Source organism: Paraglaciecola sp. L1A13 (genome assembly GCF_009796745.1).
In the GTDB taxonomy this organism is placed as follows: Bacteria; Pseudomonadota; Gammaproteobacteria; order Enterobacterales; family Alteromonadaceae; genus Paraglaciecola.
In genome coordinates this window covers 1,235,498-1,256,103 of the sequence record NZ_CP047024.1, presented here as the reverse complement: position 1 = coordinate 1,256,103, position 20,606 = coordinate 1,235,498, and the positions used below count along the sequence as shown (strand labels likewise).

The window sequence follows — 20,606 nt, the reverse complement described above, 5'->3', positions numbered from 1 at the left end:
CAACTTTATAATTGTATTTATTTAGCGCTGCTATACTTCACAAGTTAACATCTGGTCAATAAACAATCAGGGGGAGTGTATGTTTAGACATTACTACATCACAGAGGATCTTGACGATCTCAAAGAAGTTGAGCAAGAGTTACTCAACTGCGGTTTGACTGTACCTCAGTTTCACGTATTGAGTGAAAATGATGCCGAACTTGAAAAGCACCACTTACATGCCATAGAGGCCGTATTGAAAAAGGACGTTGTGCATTCAACCCAATTGGGTGCCGGTATTGGGGTAATAGGCGCGGTACTCATTTTATTGGTTGCCTATCTTTTTAACTGGCATACTACGGCTGTTGGATGGATACCTTTCGGTTTTTGTGCGGTCGTTGTGCTCGGTTTCTGTACATGGGAGGGTGGGCTAATCGGTATACAGACACCAAATTATCAATTTAAACGATTTCAACATCTACTCAGTCAAGGAATGCATATCTTTTTTGTTGATATTACGCCTGAGCAACATTCAGTTTTACGTGATGTTAGTCGCAATCATCCAAGTTTACGTTATGCCGGTTCTGGTGAGGCGACTCCGAGTTGGGTAGTCAAAGGTCAGACTAAATTCAGTCAAGTCATGAAGACCATGCCTTAAAAGGTGTCATCTCATTTAACAATCATGGTTAGAACAATTAAAATCCGCATTTACTATCTTTCGTGTTTTGTATTTGCGGGTTTATTTTATTCATAATATAAACCCCTACCAAATATGCAGCGGCGTTAGCTTTAGGCAATAAACTTGTTCATGATCAACACTCATCAAATCAGCACTTAAGCGCAACTCATAATTTGCAAATCTAAAAGCTTATTTTTAAACAGCGCATAAAAATCGCGGTGGATAGGTTATTATCTATCGTCTTAAAATTAATTTCGTCAACAATAATTGTGTTTTTAAAAGGAATTTCCCCGTGTGTAAATTCAGTCAACGCCTTCGTATATTACTACTCGCCTTATTTAGCCAATTTATCGTTAATGCAGCCGTAGCAGACTCAAGCAAACACAGTATTCAACAGGCGCTTATCCAAACAACAATGGGTGATATTACTATTGAGCTATATACAGATAAAGCACCGATTACTGTAGCTAATTATATCGCGTACATTAAAGATTCAGCATTCGATGGAGGGGAATTTTATCGTGTTGTGGGCCCTGATAACGATCAAGGAACACCGCAAATTTCCGTGATACAAGGACGTGCTAGTCAAGCACATACTGATTTCCCCCCTATTTCGCTGGAAACCACTGAGCGTACTAAAATTAAGCACCTAGATGGAACCTTATCAATGGCCAGAGGCGGTCCTGACAGTGCTACGCAAGAATTTTTCATATGTGTAGGGCCGCAACCCGCGCTAGATTTTTCGGGTTTACGCAATCCTGATGGTCAAGGTTTTGCCGCGTTTGGGCGAGTAATTACAGGGATGGATATCGTAAAAGCAATACAACAGAATCGCCAAACAAAAGCCGTTGATGAAGCATATGTCGAAAATCAAATATTAGCGCAGCCGATTAAGATACTAAGTATCTCACTTATCCCAAATTAACGACTCTTAGCCGCAGTGTACAAAAATTACGAATAAAACAGCCAGCAAAATATGCTGGCTTAAAACCGTCAACTTATTCTAGGGCGAAACAGTTTGCGCTAAACGAACATACGTTTAATTCATACCGTGCATTACGATGCCAGTGGGTAATCTATATAGCCTTCGGCCCCGCCTAAGTAAAAAGTACTTTGATCTGCTGGAGCAAGTTCTAAATTATTCTCTATTCGTAAAGGCAAGTCAGGGTTACTGATAAAGTCTGTGCCAAATGCCACTGCATCAATTAAATTTTCCTTGATTGCCTGACTGGCCTCACTGGCCGTATAACCCATATTAGCAATTAGATTGCCACTATAAACTTCATGAGCGATAGCCAACACATCCCCATGTTGTTTATCAAAAAAGTCTGCACGCATAACATGTAGATAAGCTAAGTTACGACTACTTAGCGCTTTACTGACAAATGCTAGCAATCCAAGAGTATCCTCGTCATGCATGCTGTTAAAACTATTTAGCGGTGACAATCGTAAGCCCACCTTTGCACTACCAATTTCATCACTCACAGCGTCTACGACGTCCAATAAAAATCTTGAGCGATTTTCTATTGAGCCACCATATTTATCGCTGCGAGTATTGGCACTGCTGCGTAAAAACTGATCAATCAAATAACCATTCGCCCCATGTACTTCCACACCATCGAATCCAGCCAAAATGGCATTGCGCGCGGCTTGCCTAAAAGCATCGACTATCCCGAGTATTTCGTCCGTTTCAAGTACTCTTGGAACTTCATAAGGCATTTTTCCTTGAGGTGTGTGGATCACATCATCAATCGCGATAGCAGAAGGACCAACAGGTTTTTGACCGTCGTTTAACATTGAATGAGTGGCACGCCCACCATGCCAGATTTGCAGATAAATTTTGCCATTTTTGGCATGTACTGCCTCAGTCACTTTCTTCCAAGCGCTAATCTGCTCTTGGTTGTATATACCGGGCTCGTTAACAAAAGCAGAATTACCTGCTGTGATCATGGTTGCCTCGGTAATGATCAAGCCAGCACTTGCTCGTTGTTGGTAATAAGTCGCCATCATCTGATTCGGCATATGCCCATCACTAGCACGAGCGCGGGTTAAAGGGGCCATAATAATGCGGTTAGCAAGCTGTGTATTGCCTAGTTGTATAGAGGAAAATAAATCACTCATGTGATCTCCTAGTTAGCCAAAATTTTATCCGTACAGCTCTTTATTGGGATGATAAGGCAGAATACGAACGCAAAAATTGGTGCTAACCATTCGAAAAATTCGACTTATCTTAACCTGTAAATTTATATTGATATAAGCTAGCTTGTCACTTTAGGAAAAATTGCCCGCGGCTAAATTTTAAGCATGGGCTAAGCACCAGTAGTCTACATATTAATCATGAGCTTTAAGGCGGTTGCATCAATCGCGGTCCTTGGTTACAAAGTGATCCTCGTTGCTACTGACTACGTTAAAAGTGCATTATTAATAAATTTATAATAAGGCAATATTATGTTCGGGTTTTTCAAACAGTCACCAACCAAAAAACGTCGCAAAGTTTATGACCAAAAGTTAGAAGAAGCCATGCTGGCTCAGCGAAAGGGGGATATGCGCAGCTACGCTATGTTAACCGCACAAGCAGAAGAGATGTGGCGCGAAATCGAGTCGCTTGAGAAACAGCAAGCCGATTAAAATCGCTGAGGAACGTTAACCTGCACTAAAGTTCGCTTCTTAAGGTTTTGATATCCTCTATCAAGTGACCAACAGAGGTATTGTTTAAACCATTATATATGCCACGAATATGACGATTAACATCGACTAATACTAAATTTTCAGTATGCAAAAAGTCCTTTTTACTCACGTACTCTCCTAAGTCTTCATTAGCAAAGTAATCATTGCGGGCAAGACGATATATAGCGTCACGCTCACCTGTCACTAAGTGCCACTTACCTGATACCACACCATTTTTATCTGCATATTCTCGCAGGACTTGCACAGTGTCATTTTTAGGTTGAATTGAATGCGAAATAATACTGACCTTATTATCATCAATAAATTGCGCCTGCACTTTTGAAAGTTGTGAACGCATGCGAGGACAAATTCCCGGGCACGATGTAAAGAAAAAACTCGCTACATATATTTTACCTTGCATATCGTTTTGTGAGACATGCTTAGCGTCTTGATCAATAAAACTAAAGTCAGAAACTCGATGAAAATTGGCCAGCTCGACACTATCTGGGCTAAGCCAATGAGGCGTAAAATCTGCACTTGCATAATAAGGCAATGCAGACACCGCAAGAGAACTTGAGACGCCTTGCTGTTCAGCGAATACCTGTGTATTAGTTAATATTATACTAGCCAAAGTACCAATCACACTAATCTGCTTTAACCACTTTTTCATCTTCTAATCCTACGCACATATTTGATCTTTTTAAGCCGAATACACGGCCATTAATATAATGATAATTGCTATATAACTTGCCATTTTGACGCCAAGCCTGCTGCAAACCAACTTCTTGACCATCAATGTAATGCATTTTTTTAAACAGCTCCCCCGTCACGTACCACTGTTTGGATTCTCCCGTGACACGCCCCTCAACATACGGTGAGACCGAGCGCAGGTTGCCGTTCTTCCACCAGCTAGTCGTTTGACCTTCAAGACGTCCGGCCACATAGTGTGAATCAAATGCCAGCACCTTGTTTTCATACCACTGCCTAAGGAAACCATCTCGACGGCCCGCTTCAAACTGTTCTAACTTAGCAATCTGTCCTGAAGCATAATAAGTCACAGCTTCACCAGTAAAAGGCAGCCCTCGATACATACGTACACCTGTATTCATCGCAATGGTGATTTCATTTGCAGCAACAGGTTTATCTCCTAACTGCATCTGGGCAAGTCCTGAGCAGCTAAAAATACAGCACAGGATACACAGTAAGTCCCTAACGGATAGCACTGGCACTGCCTTGGTAATCCCCCGGGAATAAAATGTAGTACGCACCCAAGTAAACTTCATTTTGGATGTGGTAATGATACTCAGCGTCTTGGGTGTGCTGAGTAATAGAAGTATGCCCACCTGATGCATCTAAATCCGTAGGATAGGTCCCAGTTGAATTACACTTGCGACCATACAAAAAGAAACCATCCGCAATAACACCAATCAGGTTACTGTCATCTTCAGAGAATGAGATTGGCTCTAAATGATAATGATAACTTTGCGGTCCCGTATGGGCGCCATTAAAGTCCAAGCTTCCCACTGCGCCATCAAGAGCAATACCCGGACCTTCTTCATCGTTGTATATCACCGAGCCGCTGACAGCGATACCAATCGCACCCAAACCTGTTGCAGACGTATCAGCAGATTTTTCCGGTGTGTTATCGACAGTTAGCGTATAGGTGCCAACAAACTCGTCAATATTACCTGGTGCCATTTGCTCGTATGACGTCACTGTCGGCTCAACAAACAGTGCGTGATCGGCTGACCAATAGGGAGACGTATGGTTAGGTAAACCGTTGGTTTCAATACTAACGGTATCGCCATTGAGCACCACTTCAACATGGTCCGTATCAAACTCGTAATATGCGGAATGTAGGATACCTGTACCTGTGTCAACTTCGTCTGAGCTGTCGTCGGAATCTGTCTCAGTGTCAACTTCGTCTGAGCTGCCGTCGGAATCTGTCTCAGTGTCAGTAGCCGAATCACTGCTCTCAATCGTGTCCACAGTATCAACAGAGCTATCAGAGCTGCCGTTACAACCAGACAAAGCCAGTGTTAACCCCAGCGTAATGAGTGACGTAATAAAGTTTTGGCTAAAATTAGTCTGCATAATTTCGTTTATTCTTAATAATGTAATAAATGAAATTTAACAACCTATTGTGCAGAACTTGCGCAGAAAAAAAGGAATACTCTAGGGGAATTGTTTATTAGGTGCACTCAGGCAACAACACCCGCTGCACGATATAACTGTAGATGTACATCCACCAAACTTTCAATGTCGCGCTGATACCCACCGCCAATCACGGCTGCAATAGGCACACCGTATTGCTTACACACGTCAAACACCATACAGTCGCGAGCATAAACACCTTGAGTTGATATGTTTAGATGGCCTAAATCGTCGTTTATGTGAATATCTACCCCCGCATCGTAGATTACAGCATTAGGCTTAAAGGTAGAAAAAGCTAAATGCAGAGCATGTTCTACAGTGTGTAGGTATTCACTATCTTCAGTACCTTTAGCTAAAGGAAAGTCCAAATTAGAGATTTGCTTACGATGAGGGAAATTTTTCTCACCATGGATAGACACCGTAAACACCTTTGGGTTATTAGACGCTAATTTCGCCGTACCGTCTCCCTGGTGCACGTCGCAGTCGAATACCAATACTTTATTGATGGTAGGCGTCTGTAACATGTTAAGCGCAGCTAAATATAAATCGTTAAATAAACAAAATCCAGAGCCAAAATTAGCAAAGGCATGATGATATCCCCCAGTCAAATTTAATGCTTTACCGTGTTCAAGGGCAAGGGACGAGGTCAAAACTGTACCTGCAACTGCAGTCAAAGACCGCTCAATCAGTTGCGCAGACCAAGGAAATCCAATCCGACGCATCGCCTTACTTTCAAGTTCCCCTCTTGAGAGCGCGTTGACATACTCTGGGCTATATACCCTAGCTAACTGCAATGGCGTTAAGGCGTGAGGTTGGTGAAACTGACTGGTGGGCACGCCTAAGCTTGTTAGTCGGTCGTAAATAGCCTGATATTTTTCGATCGGAAATCGATGTCGATAAGGTAAATCGAGTTGACTATATATAGGATGAAAAACTAAAGGTATCGACAAAGGATTGCTCACATTCATATACTGGGTAGTCAGTTTTCTAGACTACAGCATGATATACGCTATTTTCTCGTCAGTAAAAACAGCTGCAAGACATATTTATTTCCTAAGGAGTTACCTTTGTTAGTTACCTTAACTCAGCATCAAGCCCGCGTGATCGGTGTATTACTTGAAAAAGAAGTGACCACGCCAGAGCAATATCCCCTGTCGCTTAATAGTGTGACCACAGCATGCAATCAAAAAAGCAATCGAGAGCCTGTTATGGAGCTAAGCGAACTTGACGTGCAAACTACCCTAGATGAACTCTATGCTAAAAATTTAATTTTTGAGCAAAGTGGTAGTCGCGCAACCCGTTATAAACATCGTTTTTGTAACACCGAATTCAGTGACCTGCAGTTTACCCCCCAGCAATTAGCCATCATCTGCGTGATGTTGCTACGCGGCCCACAAACCCCTGGAGAATTAAGAACCCGTGCTCAGCGTATGGCGGGTTTCACCAGTGTCGAGGAAGTGGACATAGCGCTGCAACAACTAATGGAGCACAACGGCGAACAAATAGTCATGCGTTTAGCCAGAGTACCAGGTAAACGTGATTCTCGTTACGCCCAGCAATTTTATAAAGATACCGAAGAAAGCATTAGCAATGACTGTGAACGGGAACTGCCATCACAACATGACACGAATGTAAATGTGAATAATGCCCCCACACAAGAAAAGCGTTTAATAAAATTAGAGCTGACCGTTTCCACCCTCAGTGAACAAATGCAAGTATTGCAAGCAAGACTCGATGAATTAGACCGTTAATTTGCGACTATTTGTAGGGGATTTATCAACGTTAGCGTTTGAGCGCTCAGGATAAATGACCAGTAAAAATCCTGCGTTTATCATCGATATAAACGCAGGCTTGGTGACAGTTGCTCTCAAAAATAAGGTGTGTTTTTAACGTCATCCTTTATTGGCGAGCGTCTAAGTAAGTTTCTAAACCTTGCTTTGATATTTTTACCGCTTCTAGTGGTTTAAGATTATTCGGATACTCTTCCTGCTCAACCACTAACCACTGGGTTCCGCCAACTGTCATATTGGCTTCAATTAAGCTCGACCAATCAATGGTATCCTGGCCAATCAAGGGTAATTTTCCTTGTACATCATCCGGTAACTTAACCTTATAGTGCGTGGTTAAAGTACGCCCTGGGTAGCGCTTAACGTATTCAACGGGATCTTTACCCGCGTATGTGGTCCAGCCTACATCTTGCTGCAACACGACGTTTTCATCTGTGTTGCTGGCGATGTAATCCCAATACGTACTCTGCTGATATTGATCAAACTCTTTCTCATGATTGTGATAACCGATTTTCAACCCCTTGGGAGCCAATTTTGCTGCTAAACGATTCAAGTCTTCCACAACATTGTTGACCTGCTGTGAGTCAAAAGCGCGGACATCATAGGGCACGATCAGCGTGTCACAACCTATTGCTTGATAAAATGCGACGGTTTCGGAAAAAATGGCATCGTCCAATTTATCAAACGGAATATGTGCTCCACTGACCTTTAATCCTAGGCCATCTAAGAACGCTCTGAGCTCCTTAGGCCTTTGCTGATAATCACCAAAATCACCGGCAAACTCAACCCCATCAAACCCCATATCGGCTAGCACCGTTAACGTGCCTTCGAAATCGCGTTTTACTTCGTCTTTTACTGACCATAACTGCACACTGATTTGAGGCTCTATATCCTGCGTATCGTCAATGCCTTTGTGGCTTTCATTTTGACCGCAGCCACTTAGGGTTGCCGTTATCACAATGGCACCCATTAACATGATGAGTCGCGCTTTATAGCTAGCTAGCTTCATTTTTATTCCTTTTTCAACACTTTGCGTTATTTTCCAGTACTTTTTCTGAGAACTAAATTCGCCCTTGCTGCATTTCTGATACAGCGTAATCCACAGCCCTAGCTGTGAGAGCCATAAACGTTAAAGAAGGATTTTGCACTGCTGAGCTACTAAAACTCGCGCCGTCGGTTACAAATAAGTTATTTATATCGTGGGTCTGATTAAATTTATTCAATACTGAGTCTTTCGGATCGTGGCCCATTCTCGCTGTACCTAACTCATGAATAGCCAGCCCAGGCGGCCCCTGAGTAACATAACTGTGAACATTCTCTACACCTGCGATTTTTAGCGTTTCGTCGGCGGTGTCGGCAGCATCTTTCATCATGTCTAATTCGTTATCTGACCAACGGCAATTAATCTCCAGTTGTGGAATGCCCCATTTATCTTTTAGGGTGGAATGCAATTTCACGGTATTTTCAAAACGCGGTAACATTTCGCCTTGGGCATGCAAACCAAACCGCCATTTCCCCGCTTGGGTCACTTGCTGTTTAAATTCTGCGCCAAACCCTTTATTAGTGGCGTTTTGCTGCCACCCCTCTCTATAAGCTCCGCCCGATAAAGCGTAACCCCGTAGGTAATTCTTCTTACCCCGTTTAGGCTCAAATTGAAAGTTAGGAATAATAATACCGCCGGGCCGACGGCCTTGATAATACTCATCTTCGTAGCCGGGTACATCTCCCGAAGCCCCTGCATTGTAGTTGTGATCCATCAAATAATGTCCCAACACGCCTGAGCTATTGGCGATACCATCCGGAAATGCTTTCGACTTAGAATTGAGCATGATTTGGGTACTGCCCAATGTTGATGCACACAGAAACACGACTTTTCCGTAATATTCCCGCTCTGCGAGTGTATCGTTATCAATGATACGGACCCCTTTAACGCGCTTGCTTTGCTCATCGTAAATCAAACTGTGTACCACGCTGTTCGGCGCGATATGCAAATTACCTGTAGCCGCGGCGGCGGGTAAGGTAGAACTTTGGGTGGAAAAGTACGCGCCAAATGAACAACCCTTTTGACATTCGTTACGTGCTTGGCACTGCACGCGCCCTTGATCAATGTGCAATTGCGTGGGCTGAGTCAAATGCGCCATTCGCCCCATGATCATCTTGCGATCAGGAAACGCTTTCTCAATGGCGGCTTTAATATCTAACTCCGGCTTAGACATTTCAAAGGGGGGTAAAAACTCACTATCGGGTAGTTGCTCTAAACCTTCTTTAGCGCCGCTTATACCAGCATGGCGTTCAACATGGCCATACCATTTTTCAAGATCTGCGTATCGTACTGGCCAATCATTACCGTGGCCATCTAAACTGTTTGCAGCAAAATCATGATCGCTTAAACGATAGGATTGTCTATGCCACAATAGTGATTTTCCACCGAGTTGGTTGGCTCTAATCCAACTAAAGGTCGTGTCATCTTTGGTGGTGTAAGGTAAGTCCCTGTCGTTTCCAAAAAAGTGTTTTGTTGCATCGTTGAAGGCATAACACTGTTTTTGAATACGATAGCGTTGTTCAAGCAAGATATTGTCAACTTTACCCCGCATGGGCATTTCCCACGGTGGTACACCTTCGCCGATATAATCCTTGCGATGTTCTATTACCCTGCCCCGTTCAATCATTAGAGTCTTTAATCCACGCTCACAAAACTCTTTGGCAGCCCAGCCGCCGGACAGACCTGAACCAACAACAATCGCGTCGTAAACTTGGTCAGTGTCTTTTATATACATCTGGTCACTCATTACATCATCCTATGCTTAATACGTGTGCTGCTGACTCGCGCCCATTAACTGTGTCAAATAGGCCCTACAAACCACCAAACCATGCTTTGCCAATCGAAGAATAAGGAATTGAGCCTGTAAACCCTCCAGGTACTGGTAGATAAGCTAGCTCCTTTGTTGCCCCAACCTCAGTGGTAAAATAGCCAAATACAATGAGTTGTTTTAAAAAAGCGAAGTGCTCAGCGTCGTCATGACCAAATTCATTCTCAGCCTCTTCAATCGACGTCAGTAGGACCAATTGTTGTTGCTCGCTGCATTGTATAAAACGTTTGTTAAAACGCTCTTTGGCACTAGCATCAATGAGGTCCAGTAGCTCTGAAACTTGAGACTGTTGCCATGCTGGATGACACCGCACCAACTGATTATCAATAAAACCGTGCGTATCCACATCAGCTGCACCGGCTGTCTCCGTTTTTGGGATCACCAATTGGCATATATCACGCAACAACTGCATCTGATGCTGGGTAAACAATCGTCCTGATGATTGCCAGCTATTTGGGTTACTTTGATAAGCCATGGCCACACTTATCGCATTACCGCCTAATAAATTCGCAGCACCCACGCTGCCGATTAAAGCCCCAAGACCGACCAAAAAAGAGCGTTTGCGTGGACTTCCAAGCTCAGCGCCCTCAGAAGAAGCAGATGCTTGTTGATGTAAAACGTGTTGCGAGGAACACGTTGATGATTTATCCATGGGCACACCTTTAGTCTTTGAAACTGAATACAACCATGGCGTCTAAAAACGCAGCACAGGTTATGAAAAATCTATTCTGCACCCAATTAACAAGTGCCTTATCCTAGCTAAGTGGTTAATCCTGTTAATTAGTTCAACCACAAACAGCATATATACAAAAAAATCAAAGTTAACTAAATGTTAATTATTGTAAGTGGTAAAGGTTAAACGAGGATAATGTTAAATCGGTTCTAATTAGGACTAAATCAGCGTGTTAAAATATAAAAGTGCTTTTATTTCTTTAAATCAGAGGATACGCATAGATTTTAGCTGTATACAGAGCACTCATCTCTGATTATATTAATTGGTAAAAGCGCGACGAGAAAACAAAATTAAGAACCATGATAACATCACATTTTAGTCACGAAGACAGTGCCAACTTCATTCGCAGTTGTAATATAAGCCAACTATTGTCCATGTTCGATTTATTACCCGACATTCTATTTTGGATAAAAGACACCCACAGTCGTTTAATACATGCCAATCAGTGTTATTTAGAACATGTAGGCATTCATACTCTTGAGCAAGCGTTAGGGCAAACTGATGCAGACTTCGCTCCTCGGCACATAGCAAAACAATTTTTGAACGACGACCAGCGCGTGATCAAGGGGGAAACAGTCACCGAGCGATTAGAGATGAATGTACTGGAATCAGGGGAAGTCTGCTGGTTCACCACATCAAAGCGACCACTATTTGATGCCGATGGCAATATCGTTGGCTCCTATGGAACATCGCGCCATTTAGAAAAGACGTCACTCGCCCTAAATAGTATGGACGCCCTCAAAACGCCGATGAGTCATATACGACAGCACTATATGCAAAACCTTTCCATGCAGGAACTTGCAACCTTATCCCATCTATCGATTAGCGCGCTTGAGAGGCGTTTCAAAAAATATTTAGGGCTCACCCCAAGGCATTACATCATTCAGGTACGATTAGAAAACGCCCGGCGTTTACTGGTAGAAACCACTTTACCCATCAATGTAATTGCTGCCGAGGTCGGCTTTCAAGATGCCAGTTACTTTAGCCGTAAATTTTTTCAATTATTTGAAACAAAACCATCGGAGTTTAGACAAAGTTACCAGTAGAAGTAAGTGTTATAATGAGTCTTAACGAACCATTTTTAGCAGGCAAAAAAAAACGATATGTAATGAACATATCGCTTTTTATTTTATCACAAAGCAATTACCTAGCCGATGACAGGCTAGATTGCTCGTTACAATAGAATACGTGACTTAATGGTACCTTCGATAAGATTCAATTGCTCAAGAGCCTCATCAGCATCATCTGTCTCAACGTCAATAACAACATAACCTATGACATCATCTGTTTGCAGATACTGTGCAGCAATGTTGATGTTCTTCTCAGCAAACGCTTGGTTAATTTGGGTTAATACCCCAGGCGTGTTTTTGTGTATATGCAATAAACGTGAACGTTGAGCGTGAGATGGCAATGACACTTCAGGGAAGTTCACTGCTGACAAAGTAGAACCGTTATCACTGTATTTAACCAGTTTACCGGCAACTTCAATACCAATATTTTGCTGTGCTTCTTGGGTACTACCGCCTACATGCGGCGTTAAAATAACATTGTCGAATTTGCACAAGGGTGACTCAAACGCTTCGTTATTTGATTTCGGCTCAACCGGGAATACATCGATTGCTGCGCCACTTAACTGACCACTTTCTAATACTTCGACTAACGCCGGAATATCAATAACCGTACCACGAGCCGCGTTCATTAAAATTGAGCCGGTTTTCATCCACGATAACTCTGTAGCACCGATCATATTCTGGGTTTGCACAGTCTCAGGCACATGTAAGCTCACTACATCAGATGTGCTCATCAACTCTTTCAACGTTTTAACTTGGGTAGAGTTACCTAAGACCAATTTATCTTCGATATCAAAAAATTGTACACGCATACCCAAATGCTCAGCCAGAATGCTTAACTGAGTACCGATATGGCCGTAACCAACTATACCAAGCGTTTTACCACGAGCTTCAAAAGAACCCGTTGCGCTTTTATCCCACTCACCACGATGCGCTTTAGCATTTCGCTCAGGCACGCCACGTAACAATAATATTAATTGCCCAAGGACTAACTCAGCCACAGAACGGGTATTTGAGAAAGGCGCATTAAACACCGGAATACCACGTTTTTGGGTCGCTTTTAAATCAACTTGGTTCGTTCCGATGCAGAAGCATCCTACCGCGACTAATTTATTCGCCGCCTCGATAACCCGCTCGGTTAGCTGGGTACGAGAACGAAGGCCAATAAAATGCACGTCCTTAATTTTCTCAATTAGTTCGTCTTCAGGTAACGACGTTTTTAAGTATTCAATATTTTCATAACCATTTGCTTGCAGCGTGTCCAAGCTACTCTGGTGTAGTCCTTCGAGAAGTAAAATTTTGATCTTGTCTTTTTGAAGCGAAACTTTGCTCATTGCGGTATCCAAGTTGATGAAGAATAAGAAGACATCTGGACGTCTATTTGCAATGGCAAAATACCAGAAACTAAGCCCATAAGGAAGCACAACCCTTAAAAACGCTGATAAAAAATGAGCATAAGTCAGACATCAATTAACCAGTATTGATTTAACCACTTGCTCCAAACGTGGATCGTTAGGGTCAGACAATCTGGTAGCTACCACAACTTGCCCTTGGGCATTAATGAAAAACGTAGTCGGTGTCCCTCGAGCAAAGAATTTCTCCATTGCCACTTTGTCACCATTAATCAATGTTTTAAAAGACATACCTCTAGCAATCAGTTCGTCTTGCGGCTTCGCCCCCTCATCTTCACGCAAACTAATTGCGATCATTTGTAGGCCTTGGTCATGGTACTTTTTGTACAATTTATCCAAGCCCGGCTGAAGTTTTTTACAGTAAGGACACCACGTTGCCCAAAAATGAATAATCAGAGGTTTGCCTTTGAAATCCGATGATTTAACTTCATTTCCTTCGGCATCAAATAGGCTCCACTGGGGTGCCATTTTCAATTCCGTTTTTGCAGAAGGTTCAGATCCAACGGCTAAGGAGAATTGTGAAATTAACACTAGCAAAAGGAACAAGAAAATCCCTTTGCGAACGGAATAATTTGCTGTAGTAGATTGAAATGAGTCGATCGGCATATAAAGTTCTCGTTTAGGGAGTGATGTAAACAAGATAGTGTTTAAGCACTTTATCTTTCAGCGTTTTCATTTGGAAAAGTAGAGTTGGCTAAGTAAAGTCGCAATAAATGAAGTGCGAGTAGAAGACAAATAAGCAGCATTACCTTACCGGCATCGATACCATGGTGGAATGCCACTTTAGATTAAGCTGCAAAACATTCAGCATATTGTTATGAATAGGATTGCTCTACCCAACTTTCAAAGATTAAGCATGCTGAAGCACTATCAATTTTCTGTTTGTTTAATTTTTTAAAACCACCCATCTCAAATAATCGAGCTTTGGCATCTACTGTGGTCAATCTTTCGTCCGTCGTTTCAACAGGCACTTTATATTTAGCGTGTAAACGGTTGGCGAATTTTTTCGCCGCAAACGTTACTTGTTGAAACGTCCCATCCATATTCAAAGGCAAACCAACTACCACAAGATCAGGTTGCCATTGCTCAAACACCTTTGCCACCACATCCCAGTTAGGAATACCGTCAGTTGCCTTTATAGCATCCAAAGGAGATGCAGTACCTGTAACTTCTTGGCCAACAGCAACGCCAATACTTTTGGTGCCAAAATCAAATGCTAACACCGTGCGTTGTGCGGTCTTTGTCATAGTAAAACTCAATATAGTTGAGGATTAGGCAAGTACGTTGCCTAGTTTTTAAAATTACGCGTGCCCAACATCTGGGCCGATTTGCCATGTATCGATACCTAATTTATGCACAGCCGCTTCCCACTTTTTATGGATGGGTGTATCGAATAACAATTCAGTATCTGCTTCTACCATTAACCAAGAGTTAGAACGAATTTCTTCCTCTAATTGACCCGCTGACCAACCCGCATAACCTAAGGCCACAAGCGACTTATCTGGGCCCTGCTCGTTACCTAAAGAAGATAAAATATCTTTTGATGTAGTCACCATAATGTCAGAAGTGAGGGCAAGGCTGGCCGTCCAGCCCGGCTGCGTAGTGTGTAAAATAAAGCCTCGGTCTTGATTTACTGGCCCACCAGCCAATACAATATTATCTGCTTTATCGTCGTCAACCACAGCGTCTTCGTCGGTCTGATTAATCAACTCTTTTAAGCTCATGCCTACTGGCTGATTAATAACCAGCCCCATAGCGCCGTCTTCATTGTGCTCACAAATATAAGTCACAGAACGAGAAAAGTAGGGATCATCCATACTCGGCATGGCAATCAACAAATAATTTTGAAACGTATTCATCGCGCCAGGTCCGCCATATAGGTTTGCATATTAATGTTTATCCTTGGCGCTAAGGCGCTTTTCAATGGCATCAAACAACATCCCGATAATATCAACCGGATAAGCTGCTTGAATCTCCCGCACACATGTGGGGCTGGTTACATTGATTTCAGTTATACGATCGCCAATCACATCAAGTCCTACAAATATCAGACCTTTTTCTACTAATAAAGGTGCTATGGAATTCGCTAATTTAAAATCACTTTCTGATAAGGGCTGCGCTCGACCGGTACCACCTGCGGCCAAGTTACCGCGGGTCTCACCTTTTTGTGGCAAACGCGCTAATGCATAAGGTACAACCTGACCGTCAACAATCAAGATTCGCTTATCGCCATCTTTTATTTCAGGCAAGTAGCGCTGAAACATAGCGTATTGAGTACCTAGTTGGGTCAGCGTTTCAATAATAACCCCTAGATTATTACCATCAGGCTTCACGCGAAAGATAGACGTACCACCCATCCCATCAAGAGGCTTACAAATCACATCTTGATGAGTTGCATGAAATTCACGGATAAGTTTCGAGTTGCGGGTCACCAAGGTTTCCGGAATAAGCTCTGGGAACCACGAGGTAAATAACTTTTCGTTAAAATCTCGTAAGCTCTGAGCTTTATTGACCACCAGCGTTCCGGTTTGCTCAGCCAGTTCGAACATTTGCGTGGCGTATAAAAACTCCCCGTCAAAAGGAGGATCCTTTCGCATTAAAATTACGTCAAGCTCACCTAACCCTAAGCTTTCTTCTTCTTGCAGTTGATACCAATTTTGCGCATCTTCTTGCACGGTTAGACGACTCATCAACGCCATGGGTTTGCCATTTTGTAAGTATAAGTCGGCCATTTCCATATAGAAAATTTCATAGCCGCGTGCTTGGGCGCCTAAAAGCATGGCAAAACTAGTGTCTTTCTTAATGTTGATTGATCCAATAGGATCCATTACTACGCCAAGTTTAATGGTCAAGGTCAGTCCTTAAATAACGTTTGAAGGCATTCATGAAAATGATATGCCATAGATTATGTTAATTTTGAGGTAATTGTCGTAATTTCAAGTACGAAGTAGGGAATGAGACAGGTTTTGTATCATTTAGCTTCCATCGAATACGGAATTAGATACTTGAGGGACGTACAATCTAGCTCGCTTTTCTCACATGCCCCCGGAAGTAGACTTAAACATTTTTCACTTACGGCTTTAATTCGTCGATGCTGAACTTGTATTTTCGTCCTACTTTGACCTGAATATCATCGCCTAATTGCGCGACGTATTCACCGTTTGAGTTGGGCGTTAAAGTAGATAGTTTGGCGATATTGATAATGGCCGAGCGGCTCACTCGTGGAAAATGTACGCTATCTAACTCTTCTTCAAACTGTTTAAGCGTTTTACGAATAATGTGCGTTTCACTGTGAGTATGTACGCACATATAGTCACCCGCAGCCTCAATCCATACAATATCGTCAAGCTTCACCCTGATCCATTGTGAACCGCTTTTAAGTGAAATGATCTGTTGTAATTCGTGTAGATCGTCATAATTTGAGACCTCTAAACTGTGAATTAAACTGTCGATTGAATTGCCCGTTTTACGACTTAATAACGCATCCAGTTTTTGGTGTTTCCTCACCACACTGGTAACATCTCGTGCACTCAATATTTTATCGATACAGGCTTTAAGTCGCTCATTAGAGAAGGGCTTAAGTAAATAATCAAACGCCTGAAAATCAAACGCGTTAAGAGCAAATTCTCGAAAGGCAGTCACAAAAACGATCTTGGCTGGGTTGCCTTCTTCACGCAGTTGCTGGGCAAATTCTAACCCCGTTTGTCCCGGCATTTCGATATCTAAAAAAATCACCTCAGGCTGGTTCAACGCCATCATATTGTGTGCTTGCGTGGCGTTTCTGCAGCAACCTAACACAGATATATCTTGATAATCACTTAAGCGCAAAGATAAACCTTCTCGAGCAAGTGGTTCATCATCCACTATTAATACTGGAATACTCGTCACGCCGATGTCTCCACTGACAGCTCAATGCTCACCACACAACCATGGCTTATACCTTGCTTGATAAAGAACTGGTAATTATTGCTATAAAGCACGTTTAAACGCTCTACTACGTTTTTCAATCCAATCCCATCCTGTTGACTTTTTTCCAGCAATTGCGCTGCTGTCGAAAGAATACTATCTGAGTTCAGACCGCTATCTGCAACCGTAAGATGTAACAAGTTGTTCTCAATAAACAATCTATTGCATTACGTTCGAATGCAGTTAAAGCAACCTACCTGCGCAGGGCAGTAAACATCCAATGATATGAAACAATATTTCACAGCTATTTTGCCAATCTAATTCCCAAGCTACCAAAAATTTAATAGCCAAGAAGCAAAAATCAGGTTGCTGTTCGCTACTACTGCTAAATCACAGAACCTAGGTTGACAATGGTACTGCACAATCCTGTCTCGGGCTGCCGCGTAATCATCCACGACTATACATCGATGCTTAAGAGTTACTCTGTGAATTACATGAAAACATAAAAAGGATAATAACTGGATAGAACAGGGAAGAAAGGGACATTACCAGCGGTAAAGTCCTTTGCCTAGGAAGTGATACATGCTTAATAAATGTATCAATCGGGTCACTACTCCGATGGACAAAAGTATAGCGCAACATCCTATGCATTTAGTGTTTTTTATGACGAAACAATCATTTTTTGGGACAGAAGCACTAAGTTACGCTATTAAACATGATAAATGATTATAAATATTTCGTTTGTTCATTTCGAGAAAAATAAAAAAACGTCACTAACGGAATTTTTAATATTGCTAAAATATTAATCGGCAGGCTTCAAAAAAGAAAGGTAAGGTCCTTGATAAAAGCGTCTTGAGCCAACTCTCGATTTAACTTCCCTGACATTTATAAATGATTAAATATAAGAATACTGACAGCGCTAACGTCGCGTTAACACTACCAGTACACCAGTTTCTCCCATCATAGTTTGGCCAATAACGCTTGGTAATCGACATTGAGCCTATTTGCCATAAGTGACCCTGTTCGATTCGCATTATTAAGGGCTGCAAAAGTGACCGGGTCATGACCATTACAGACATACCCCTTGGCTAATGACTTTACTCGTATGCCACTTTTATTTATTGCCACGTGAAGCTTGATGCGACTGTCACTTCTGATCGCATAACAAATTCTCACTAATTTTTTTTCTAATGCAGGCTCTATATACTCTGCATTCGCGGGGCTTGCGCACAAGGCGCTTAATCCTAACATGCTGCTAATGATTATATTTTTCATAATATTCCTTTGCTCGTTTAACAAGCCAAGTAGTTGGCCGGGGCAACTAATGAGTAGTTGAGTCATATAACAAAGTTGTTTGAATACTCCCTAAGTGCGGCGAAATGCGGTGAAGCGTTCAACAGGTAATTGACCACGTTAAATCACCTCGCATTTGTGTCACTCAACCGAAAAAATAATTATTTTGTTACGGCTTAAAAATTGGTTAGTATAAAAAGCATACAAGGATGTAGTTGAAAACAAGGAACGAAGATGATTACTGTTGTGCAACATCAACAAAGAAGTTACGCGCAAATCCGTGAGCAGATGCAACCAGGGGATATAATCGCCTTTGGTGGCAATAGCCTTTTTTCGAAGTGGGCAAAATTGACCACACGTTCCGTTGTCACGCATGTAGCAGTCGTTATCAAAACCAAAGTGTTAGATGAGAGTGACGGGCGTTATTTCAATCAAGCCATTGAAGCAACCAGTTATAACGGCAAGTGCGGGGTTATGCTTACTCGCCTTAGTGAGCGGGTTGCAAACTACGATGGTGACATGTGGTGGTTGCCCTTGGGCAATAAAGCCAGAGCTAATTTAGAAAGTAACAAAAACGCGTTCTTTGACTTTCTATTCAAGCAAAATCACAAACCCTATGATATTTGGCAACTATTTGGCTCTACTGTTGACGCAACAGACTCCATTCCTTTATTAAAGGAAATGAGCTTAAATTCTGAGGATTTTTCAAGTTGGTTTTGCTCTGAACTGGTAGCCGAAGCCATGGAACAAGGAAAGATAATCGGTTCAGTTAACGCCTCGGAAGTCACGCCTATCGATATCTGTCGTTTTAATGTATTCGATGATCAATACGTGCAGTTCAGAGGAGAGTCTAAAACAATTACGGGGTATAACTCGATGCCGTTTAATACATGGCAGTAATGTTGCTAATCGCAAATAAATATTGAATAAAAGTTCAGGCACACTGCAAATGTGCCGGACCGAATAAATTAATTAAAACGTATTATCTTGATGAATTTTAATGAACAAGGGGGTGCCATGCTTACTGTAATCGATTTTGTACTCTTTACCATTGATCGTCTGCACAAAGAGTAAGGTCTTTTCTTCACCGAAAACATCACCTACCGTTACATCTACCATTTCCATATCTAGCTGTTTTGCTTCGCGCCTATTATCTGGTATTGCCCCAGTGTATTCCTTTATACTTTTGTGCGTCACTAGAATAGCGGGGTTGTCTTCACCGTTCATTACCAAAAGATCCAGCTTTCTAATTTTATGAATAAGGGTGTTACGGCCACTGACTAAGAATGGTTTTTCGGTCATATTGTTCTCCAAATGCCTATATTTTAAATACTAAGGCCCTTTATATAGTAGCAAGATAACAAAGTTTATTTATCCTTGCACACCTTTGTTATCCCATTGTAAATTATAAACTACTGGCCAAGGCAAGTGCACAATAGCACCCCAAATAAGACTAAGATCAGCATAACGTAATCAGCTGACTGGCTTACTCGTATTAAATAACAAAAAGCTTCGGTTACAACACCACCAGTTTAAATCAACATCGTTACTACTTGCCGGCGAATAGCCCCCCTAGACCGTTTACAATTAGACGAAAAATAGACCTTACTGTGCATTTTTCCAGCAAACTATCACTCAAGTGTACGCAAACAGATGACAAGTAAAATAAAACTGCTTATACTGCGCGTCGTTTTACACCTTTGCTGATTTCTTCAGCGAGTAAAACATAGTGTTTTAAGATGGCCCAATAGCTCAGTTGGTTAGAGCATCCGACTCATAATCGGCAGGTCCCCTGTTCAAGTCAGGGTTGGGCCACCATTTTTTTCCAATCATTTATATATACCCACTTCTCTGAATATTAAATCGAATCTAAGTCCCATCGCAGCAATATCGCAAAAAATACTCTTTTTATGCAAACCTCTGTTAGCCAATACTTGTTAATAATCCCCAATCGACAGTTTAATAAGAAGCGACGTAGCTTATTGAATTTAGAAGGGGCATATTGTTGTTTGTCTAGATAGCATTATTTTAGCAATTACATTGGTTTGCTTCTAAG

At 42.0% G+C, this 20,606-nt stretch carries 23 protein-coding genes and 1 tRNA gene; 7 read left to right on the top strand and 17 right to left on the bottom strand.

Annotation, left to right across the window (positions count from 1 at the left end; translation table 11 throughout):
- Window positions 1-79: 79 nt before the first annotated feature.
- On the top strand, window positions 80-637 hold the full coding sequence (locus GQR89_RS05175; RefSeq protein WP_158769070.1) for an NAD/FAD-utilizing enzyme: 558 nt from the start codon (window positions 80-82) through the stop codon (window positions 635-637).
- Between the two features lie 313 nt (window positions 638-950).
- Window positions 951-1,583: a peptidylprolyl isomerase gene (locus GQR89_RS05170; protein ID WP_233269083.1), complete on the top strand. Its 633-nt coding sequence runs from the start codon at window positions 951-953 to the stop codon at window positions 1,581-1,583.
- Between the two features lie 131 nt (window positions 1,584-1,714).
- Here the strand turns inward: GQR89_RS05170 and GQR89_RS05165 are convergent, their stop codons facing one another.
- Window positions 1,715-2,779 carry an alkene reductase gene (locus GQR89_RS05165; RefSeq protein ID WP_158769069.1) on the bottom strand — a complete coding sequence of 355 codons (1,065 nt, stop codon included), beginning with the start codon at window positions 2,777-2,779 and terminating at the stop codon, window positions 1,715-1,717.
- Between the two features lie 327 nt (window positions 2,780-3,106).
- Here GQR89_RS05165 and GQR89_RS05160 point away from each other — a divergent pair, with 327 nt between their 5' ends.
- Window positions 3,107-3,286, top strand: coding sequence for a DUF6435 family protein (locus tag GQR89_RS05160; RefSeq protein ID WP_158769068.1), 180 nt, complete (start codon window positions 3,107-3,109; stop codon window positions 3,284-3,286).
- Window positions 3,287-3,311: 25 nt separating this feature from the next.
- Here GQR89_RS05160 and GQR89_RS05155 read toward each other — a convergent pair whose 3' ends face one another.
- The 4 genes from GQR89_RS05155 to GQR89_RS05140 form a co-directional block, all read right to left on the bottom strand.
- The gene (locus tag GQR89_RS05155; protein ID WP_158769067.1) at window positions 3,312-3,995 is read right to left on the bottom strand and encodes an SCO family protein; all 684 of its coding nucleotides are present in this window, start codon (window positions 3,993-3,995) and stop codon (window positions 3,312-3,314) included.
- Window positions 3,970-4,482 carry a toxin-antitoxin system YwqK family antitoxin gene (locus GQR89_RS05150; RefSeq protein WP_158769066.1) on the bottom strand — a complete coding sequence of 171 codons (513 nt, stop codon included), beginning with the start codon at window positions 4,480-4,482 and terminating at the stop codon, window positions 3,970-3,972. The genes GQR89_RS05155 and GQR89_RS05150 overlap by 26 nt, the downstream gene beginning before the upstream one ends.
- A gap of 52 nt (window positions 4,483-4,534) precedes the next feature.
- Window positions 4,535-5,419 carry a YHYH protein gene (locus GQR89_RS05145; protein ID WP_158769065.1) on the bottom strand — a complete coding sequence of 295 codons (885 nt, stop codon included), beginning with the start codon at window positions 5,417-5,419 and terminating at the stop codon, window positions 4,535-4,537.
- A 107-nt stretch (window positions 5,420-5,526) separates the two neighbouring features.
- Window positions 5,527-6,447 carry a histone deacetylase gene (locus GQR89_RS05140; protein WP_158769064.1) on the bottom strand — a complete coding sequence of 307 codons (921 nt, stop codon included), beginning with the start codon at window positions 6,445-6,447 and terminating at the stop codon, window positions 5,527-5,529.
- 99 nt (window positions 6,448-6,546) lie between these two features.
- On the opposite strand from GQR89_RS05140, the gene GQR89_RS05135 reads away from it, so the two are divergent.
- Entirely contained in the window at window positions 6,547-7,230 is a 684-nt protein-coding gene (locus tag GQR89_RS05135; protein ID WP_158769063.1) for a YceH family protein, read from the top strand.
- Window positions 7,231-7,378: 148 nt separating this feature from the next.
- On the opposite strand, the gene GQR89_RS05130 is transcribed toward GQR89_RS05135, so the two are convergent.
- The 3 genes from GQR89_RS05130 to GQR89_RS05120 all read right to left on the bottom strand — a co-directional run bounded on the left by GQR89_RS05130 (window position 7,379) and on the right by GQR89_RS05120 (window position 10,788).
- Window positions 7,379-8,275, bottom strand: a complete 897-nt coding sequence (locus GQR89_RS05130) for a sugar phosphate isomerase/epimerase (protein ID WP_158769062.1) — start codon at window positions 8,273-8,275, stop codon at window positions 7,379-7,381.
- Between the two features lie 52 nt (window positions 8,276-8,327).
- Window positions 8,328-10,055 (bottom strand): GMC oxidoreductase, encoded by a 1,728-nt coding sequence (locus GQR89_RS05125; protein WP_158769061.1) that lies wholly within the window; start codon window positions 10,053-10,055, stop codon window positions 8,328-8,330.
- Between the two features lie 64 nt (window positions 10,056-10,119).
- Window positions 10,120-10,788: a gluconate 2-dehydrogenase subunit 3 family protein gene (locus GQR89_RS05120; RefSeq protein WP_158769060.1), complete on the bottom strand. Its 669-nt coding sequence runs from the start codon at window positions 10,786-10,788 to the stop codon at window positions 10,120-10,122.
- 380 nt (window positions 10,789-11,168) lie between these two features.
- Between GQR89_RS05120 and GQR89_RS05115 the strand changes: the two genes are divergently transcribed.
- Window positions 11,169-11,915 (top strand): AraC family transcriptional regulator, encoded by a 747-nt coding sequence (locus GQR89_RS05115; protein ID WP_158769059.1) that lies wholly within the window; start codon window positions 11,169-11,171, stop codon window positions 11,913-11,915.
- A 128-nt stretch (window positions 11,916-12,043) separates the two neighbouring features.
- On the opposite strand, the gene serA is transcribed toward GQR89_RS05115, so the two are convergent.
- The 8 genes from serA to GQR89_RS05075 all read right to left on the bottom strand — a co-directional run bounded on the left by serA (window position 12,044) and on the right by GQR89_RS05075 (window position 18,532).
- A complete protein-coding gene (gene serA, locus GQR89_RS05110; protein WP_158769058.1) occupies window positions 12,044-13,273 on the bottom strand; it encodes a phosphoglycerate dehydrogenase in 1,230 nt (409 codons plus the stop codon).
- Window positions 13,274-13,405: 132 nt separating this feature from the next.
- Window positions 13,406-13,819 carry a TlpA disulfide reductase family protein gene (locus GQR89_RS05105; protein WP_199271377.1) on the bottom strand — a complete coding sequence of 138 codons (414 nt, stop codon included), beginning with the start codon at window positions 13,817-13,819 and terminating at the stop codon, window positions 13,406-13,408.
- A 347-nt stretch (window positions 13,820-14,166) separates the two neighbouring features.
- A complete protein-coding gene (ruvX, locus tag GQR89_RS05100; RefSeq protein ID WP_158769056.1) occupies window positions 14,167-14,598 on the bottom strand; it encodes a Holliday junction resolvase RuvX in 432 nt (143 codons plus the stop codon).
- 54 nt (window positions 14,599-14,652) lie between these two features.
- Window positions 14,653-15,210 (bottom strand): YqgE/AlgH family protein, encoded by a 558-nt coding sequence (locus tag GQR89_RS05095; RefSeq protein WP_158769055.1) that lies wholly within the window; start codon window positions 15,208-15,210, stop codon window positions 14,653-14,655.
- Window positions 15,211-15,240: 30 nt separating this feature from the next.
- Window positions 15,241-16,203 carry a glutathione synthase gene (gene gshB, locus GQR89_RS05090; RefSeq protein ID WP_158769054.1) on the bottom strand — a complete coding sequence of 321 codons (963 nt, stop codon included), beginning with the start codon at window positions 16,201-16,203 and terminating at the stop codon, window positions 15,241-15,243.
- A 220-nt stretch (window positions 16,204-16,423) separates the two neighbouring features.
- Entirely contained in the window at window positions 16,424-17,239 is an 816-nt protein-coding gene (locus GQR89_RS05085; protein ID WP_158769053.1) for a LytTR family DNA-binding domain-containing protein, read from the bottom strand.
- Window positions 17,236-17,457, bottom strand: coding sequence for a hypothetical protein (locus GQR89_RS05080; RefSeq protein ID WP_199271376.1), 222 nt, complete (start codon window positions 17,455-17,457; stop codon window positions 17,236-17,238). Before GQR89_RS05080 ends, GQR89_RS05085 begins: the two co-directional genes overlap by 4 nt.
- A gap of 760 nt (window positions 17,458-18,217) precedes the next feature.
- Entirely contained in the window at window positions 18,218-18,532 is a 315-nt protein-coding gene (locus GQR89_RS05075; protein WP_158769052.1) for a DUF3718 domain-containing protein, read from the bottom strand.
- A gap of 252 nt (window positions 18,533-18,784) precedes the next feature.
- On the opposite strand from GQR89_RS05075, the gene GQR89_RS05070 reads away from it, so the two are divergent.
- Window positions 18,785-19,450: a hypothetical protein gene (locus GQR89_RS05070; RefSeq protein ID WP_158769051.1), complete on the top strand. Its 666-nt coding sequence runs from the start codon at window positions 18,785-18,787 to the stop codon at window positions 19,448-19,450.
- A 72-nt stretch (window positions 19,451-19,522) separates the two neighbouring features.
- Here the strand turns inward: GQR89_RS05070 and GQR89_RS05065 are convergent, their stop codons facing one another.
- Window positions 19,523-19,852: a hypothetical protein gene (locus tag GQR89_RS05065; RefSeq protein ID WP_158769050.1), complete on the bottom strand. Its 330-nt coding sequence runs from the start codon at window positions 19,850-19,852 to the stop codon at window positions 19,523-19,525.
- A gap of 439 nt (window positions 19,853-20,291) precedes the next feature.
- On the opposite strand from GQR89_RS05065, the gene GQR89_RS05060 reads away from it, so the two are divergent.
- Window positions 20,292-20,368 (top strand) — tRNA-Ile (locus GQR89_RS05060).
- The last annotated feature ends 238 nt before the right edge of the window (window positions 20,369-20,606 follow it).

Bases quoted from the DNA above. Each gene is read 5' to 3' on its own strand.
- GQR89_RS05175 (WP_158769070.1), top strand. From the start codon at position 80: ATGTTTAGACATTACTACATCACAGAGGATCTTGACGATCTCAAAGAA.
- GQR89_RS05165 (WP_158769069.1), bottom strand. From the start codon at position 2,779: ATGAGTGATTTATTTTCCTCTATACAACTAGGCAATACACAGCTTGCT.
- GQR89_RS05160 (WP_158769068.1), top strand. From the start codon at position 3,107: ATGTTCGGGTTTTTCAAACAGTCACCAACCAAAAAACGTCGCAAAGTT.
- GQR89_RS05155 (WP_158769067.1), bottom strand. From the start codon at position 3,995: ATGAAAAAGTGGTTAAAGCAGATTAGTGTGATTGGTACTTTGGCTAGT.
- GQR89_RS05150 (WP_158769066.1), bottom strand. From the start codon at position 4,482: ATGCAGTTAGGAGATAAACCTGTTGCTGCAAATGAAATCACCATTGCG.
- GQR89_RS05145 (WP_158769065.1), bottom strand. From the start codon at position 5,419: ATGCAGACTAATTTTAGCCAAAACTTTATTACGTCACTCATTACGCTG.
- GQR89_RS05140 (WP_158769064.1), bottom strand. From the start codon at position 6,447: ATGAATGTGAGCAATCCTTTGTCGATACCTTTAGTTTTTCATCCTATA.
- GQR89_RS05130 (WP_158769062.1), bottom strand. From the start codon at position 8,275: ATGAAGCTAGCTAGCTATAAAGCGCGACTCATCATGTTAATGGGTGCC.
- GQR89_RS05125 (WP_158769061.1), bottom strand. From the start codon at position 10,055: ATGAGTGACCAGATGTATATAAAAGACACTGACCAAGTTTACGACGCG.
- GQR89_RS05120 (WP_158769060.1), bottom strand. From the start codon at position 10,788: ATGGATAAATCATCAACGTGTTCCTCGCAACACGTTTTACATCAACAA.
- GQR89_RS05115 (WP_158769059.1), top strand. From the start codon at position 11,169: ATGATAACATCACATTTTAGTCACGAAGACAGTGCCAACTTCATTCGC.
- serA (WP_158769058.1), bottom strand. From the start codon at position 13,273: ATGAGCAAAGTTTCGCTTCAAAAAGACAAGATCAAAATTTTACTTCTC.
- GQR89_RS05105 (WP_199271377.1), bottom strand. From the start codon at position 13,819: ATGGCACCCCAGTGGAGCCTATTTGATGCCGAAGGAAATGAAGTTAAA.
- ruvX (WP_158769056.1), bottom strand. From the start codon at position 14,598: ATGACAAAGACCGCACAACGCACGGTGTTAGCATTTGATTTTGGCACC.
- GQR89_RS05095 (WP_158769055.1), bottom strand. From the start codon at position 15,210: ATGAATACGTTTCAAAATTATTTGTTGATTGCCATGCCGAGTATGGAT.
- GQR89_RS05075 (WP_158769052.1), bottom strand. From the start codon at position 18,532: ATGAAAAATATAATCATTAGCAGCATGTTAGGATTAAGCGCCTTGTGC.
- GQR89_RS05070 (WP_158769051.1), top strand. From the start codon at position 18,785: ATGATTACTGTTGTGCAACATCAACAAAGAAGTTACGCGCAAATCCGT.
- GQR89_RS05065 (WP_158769050.1), bottom strand. From the start codon at position 19,852: ATGACCGAAAAACCATTCTTAGTCAGTGGCCGTAACACCCTTATTCAT.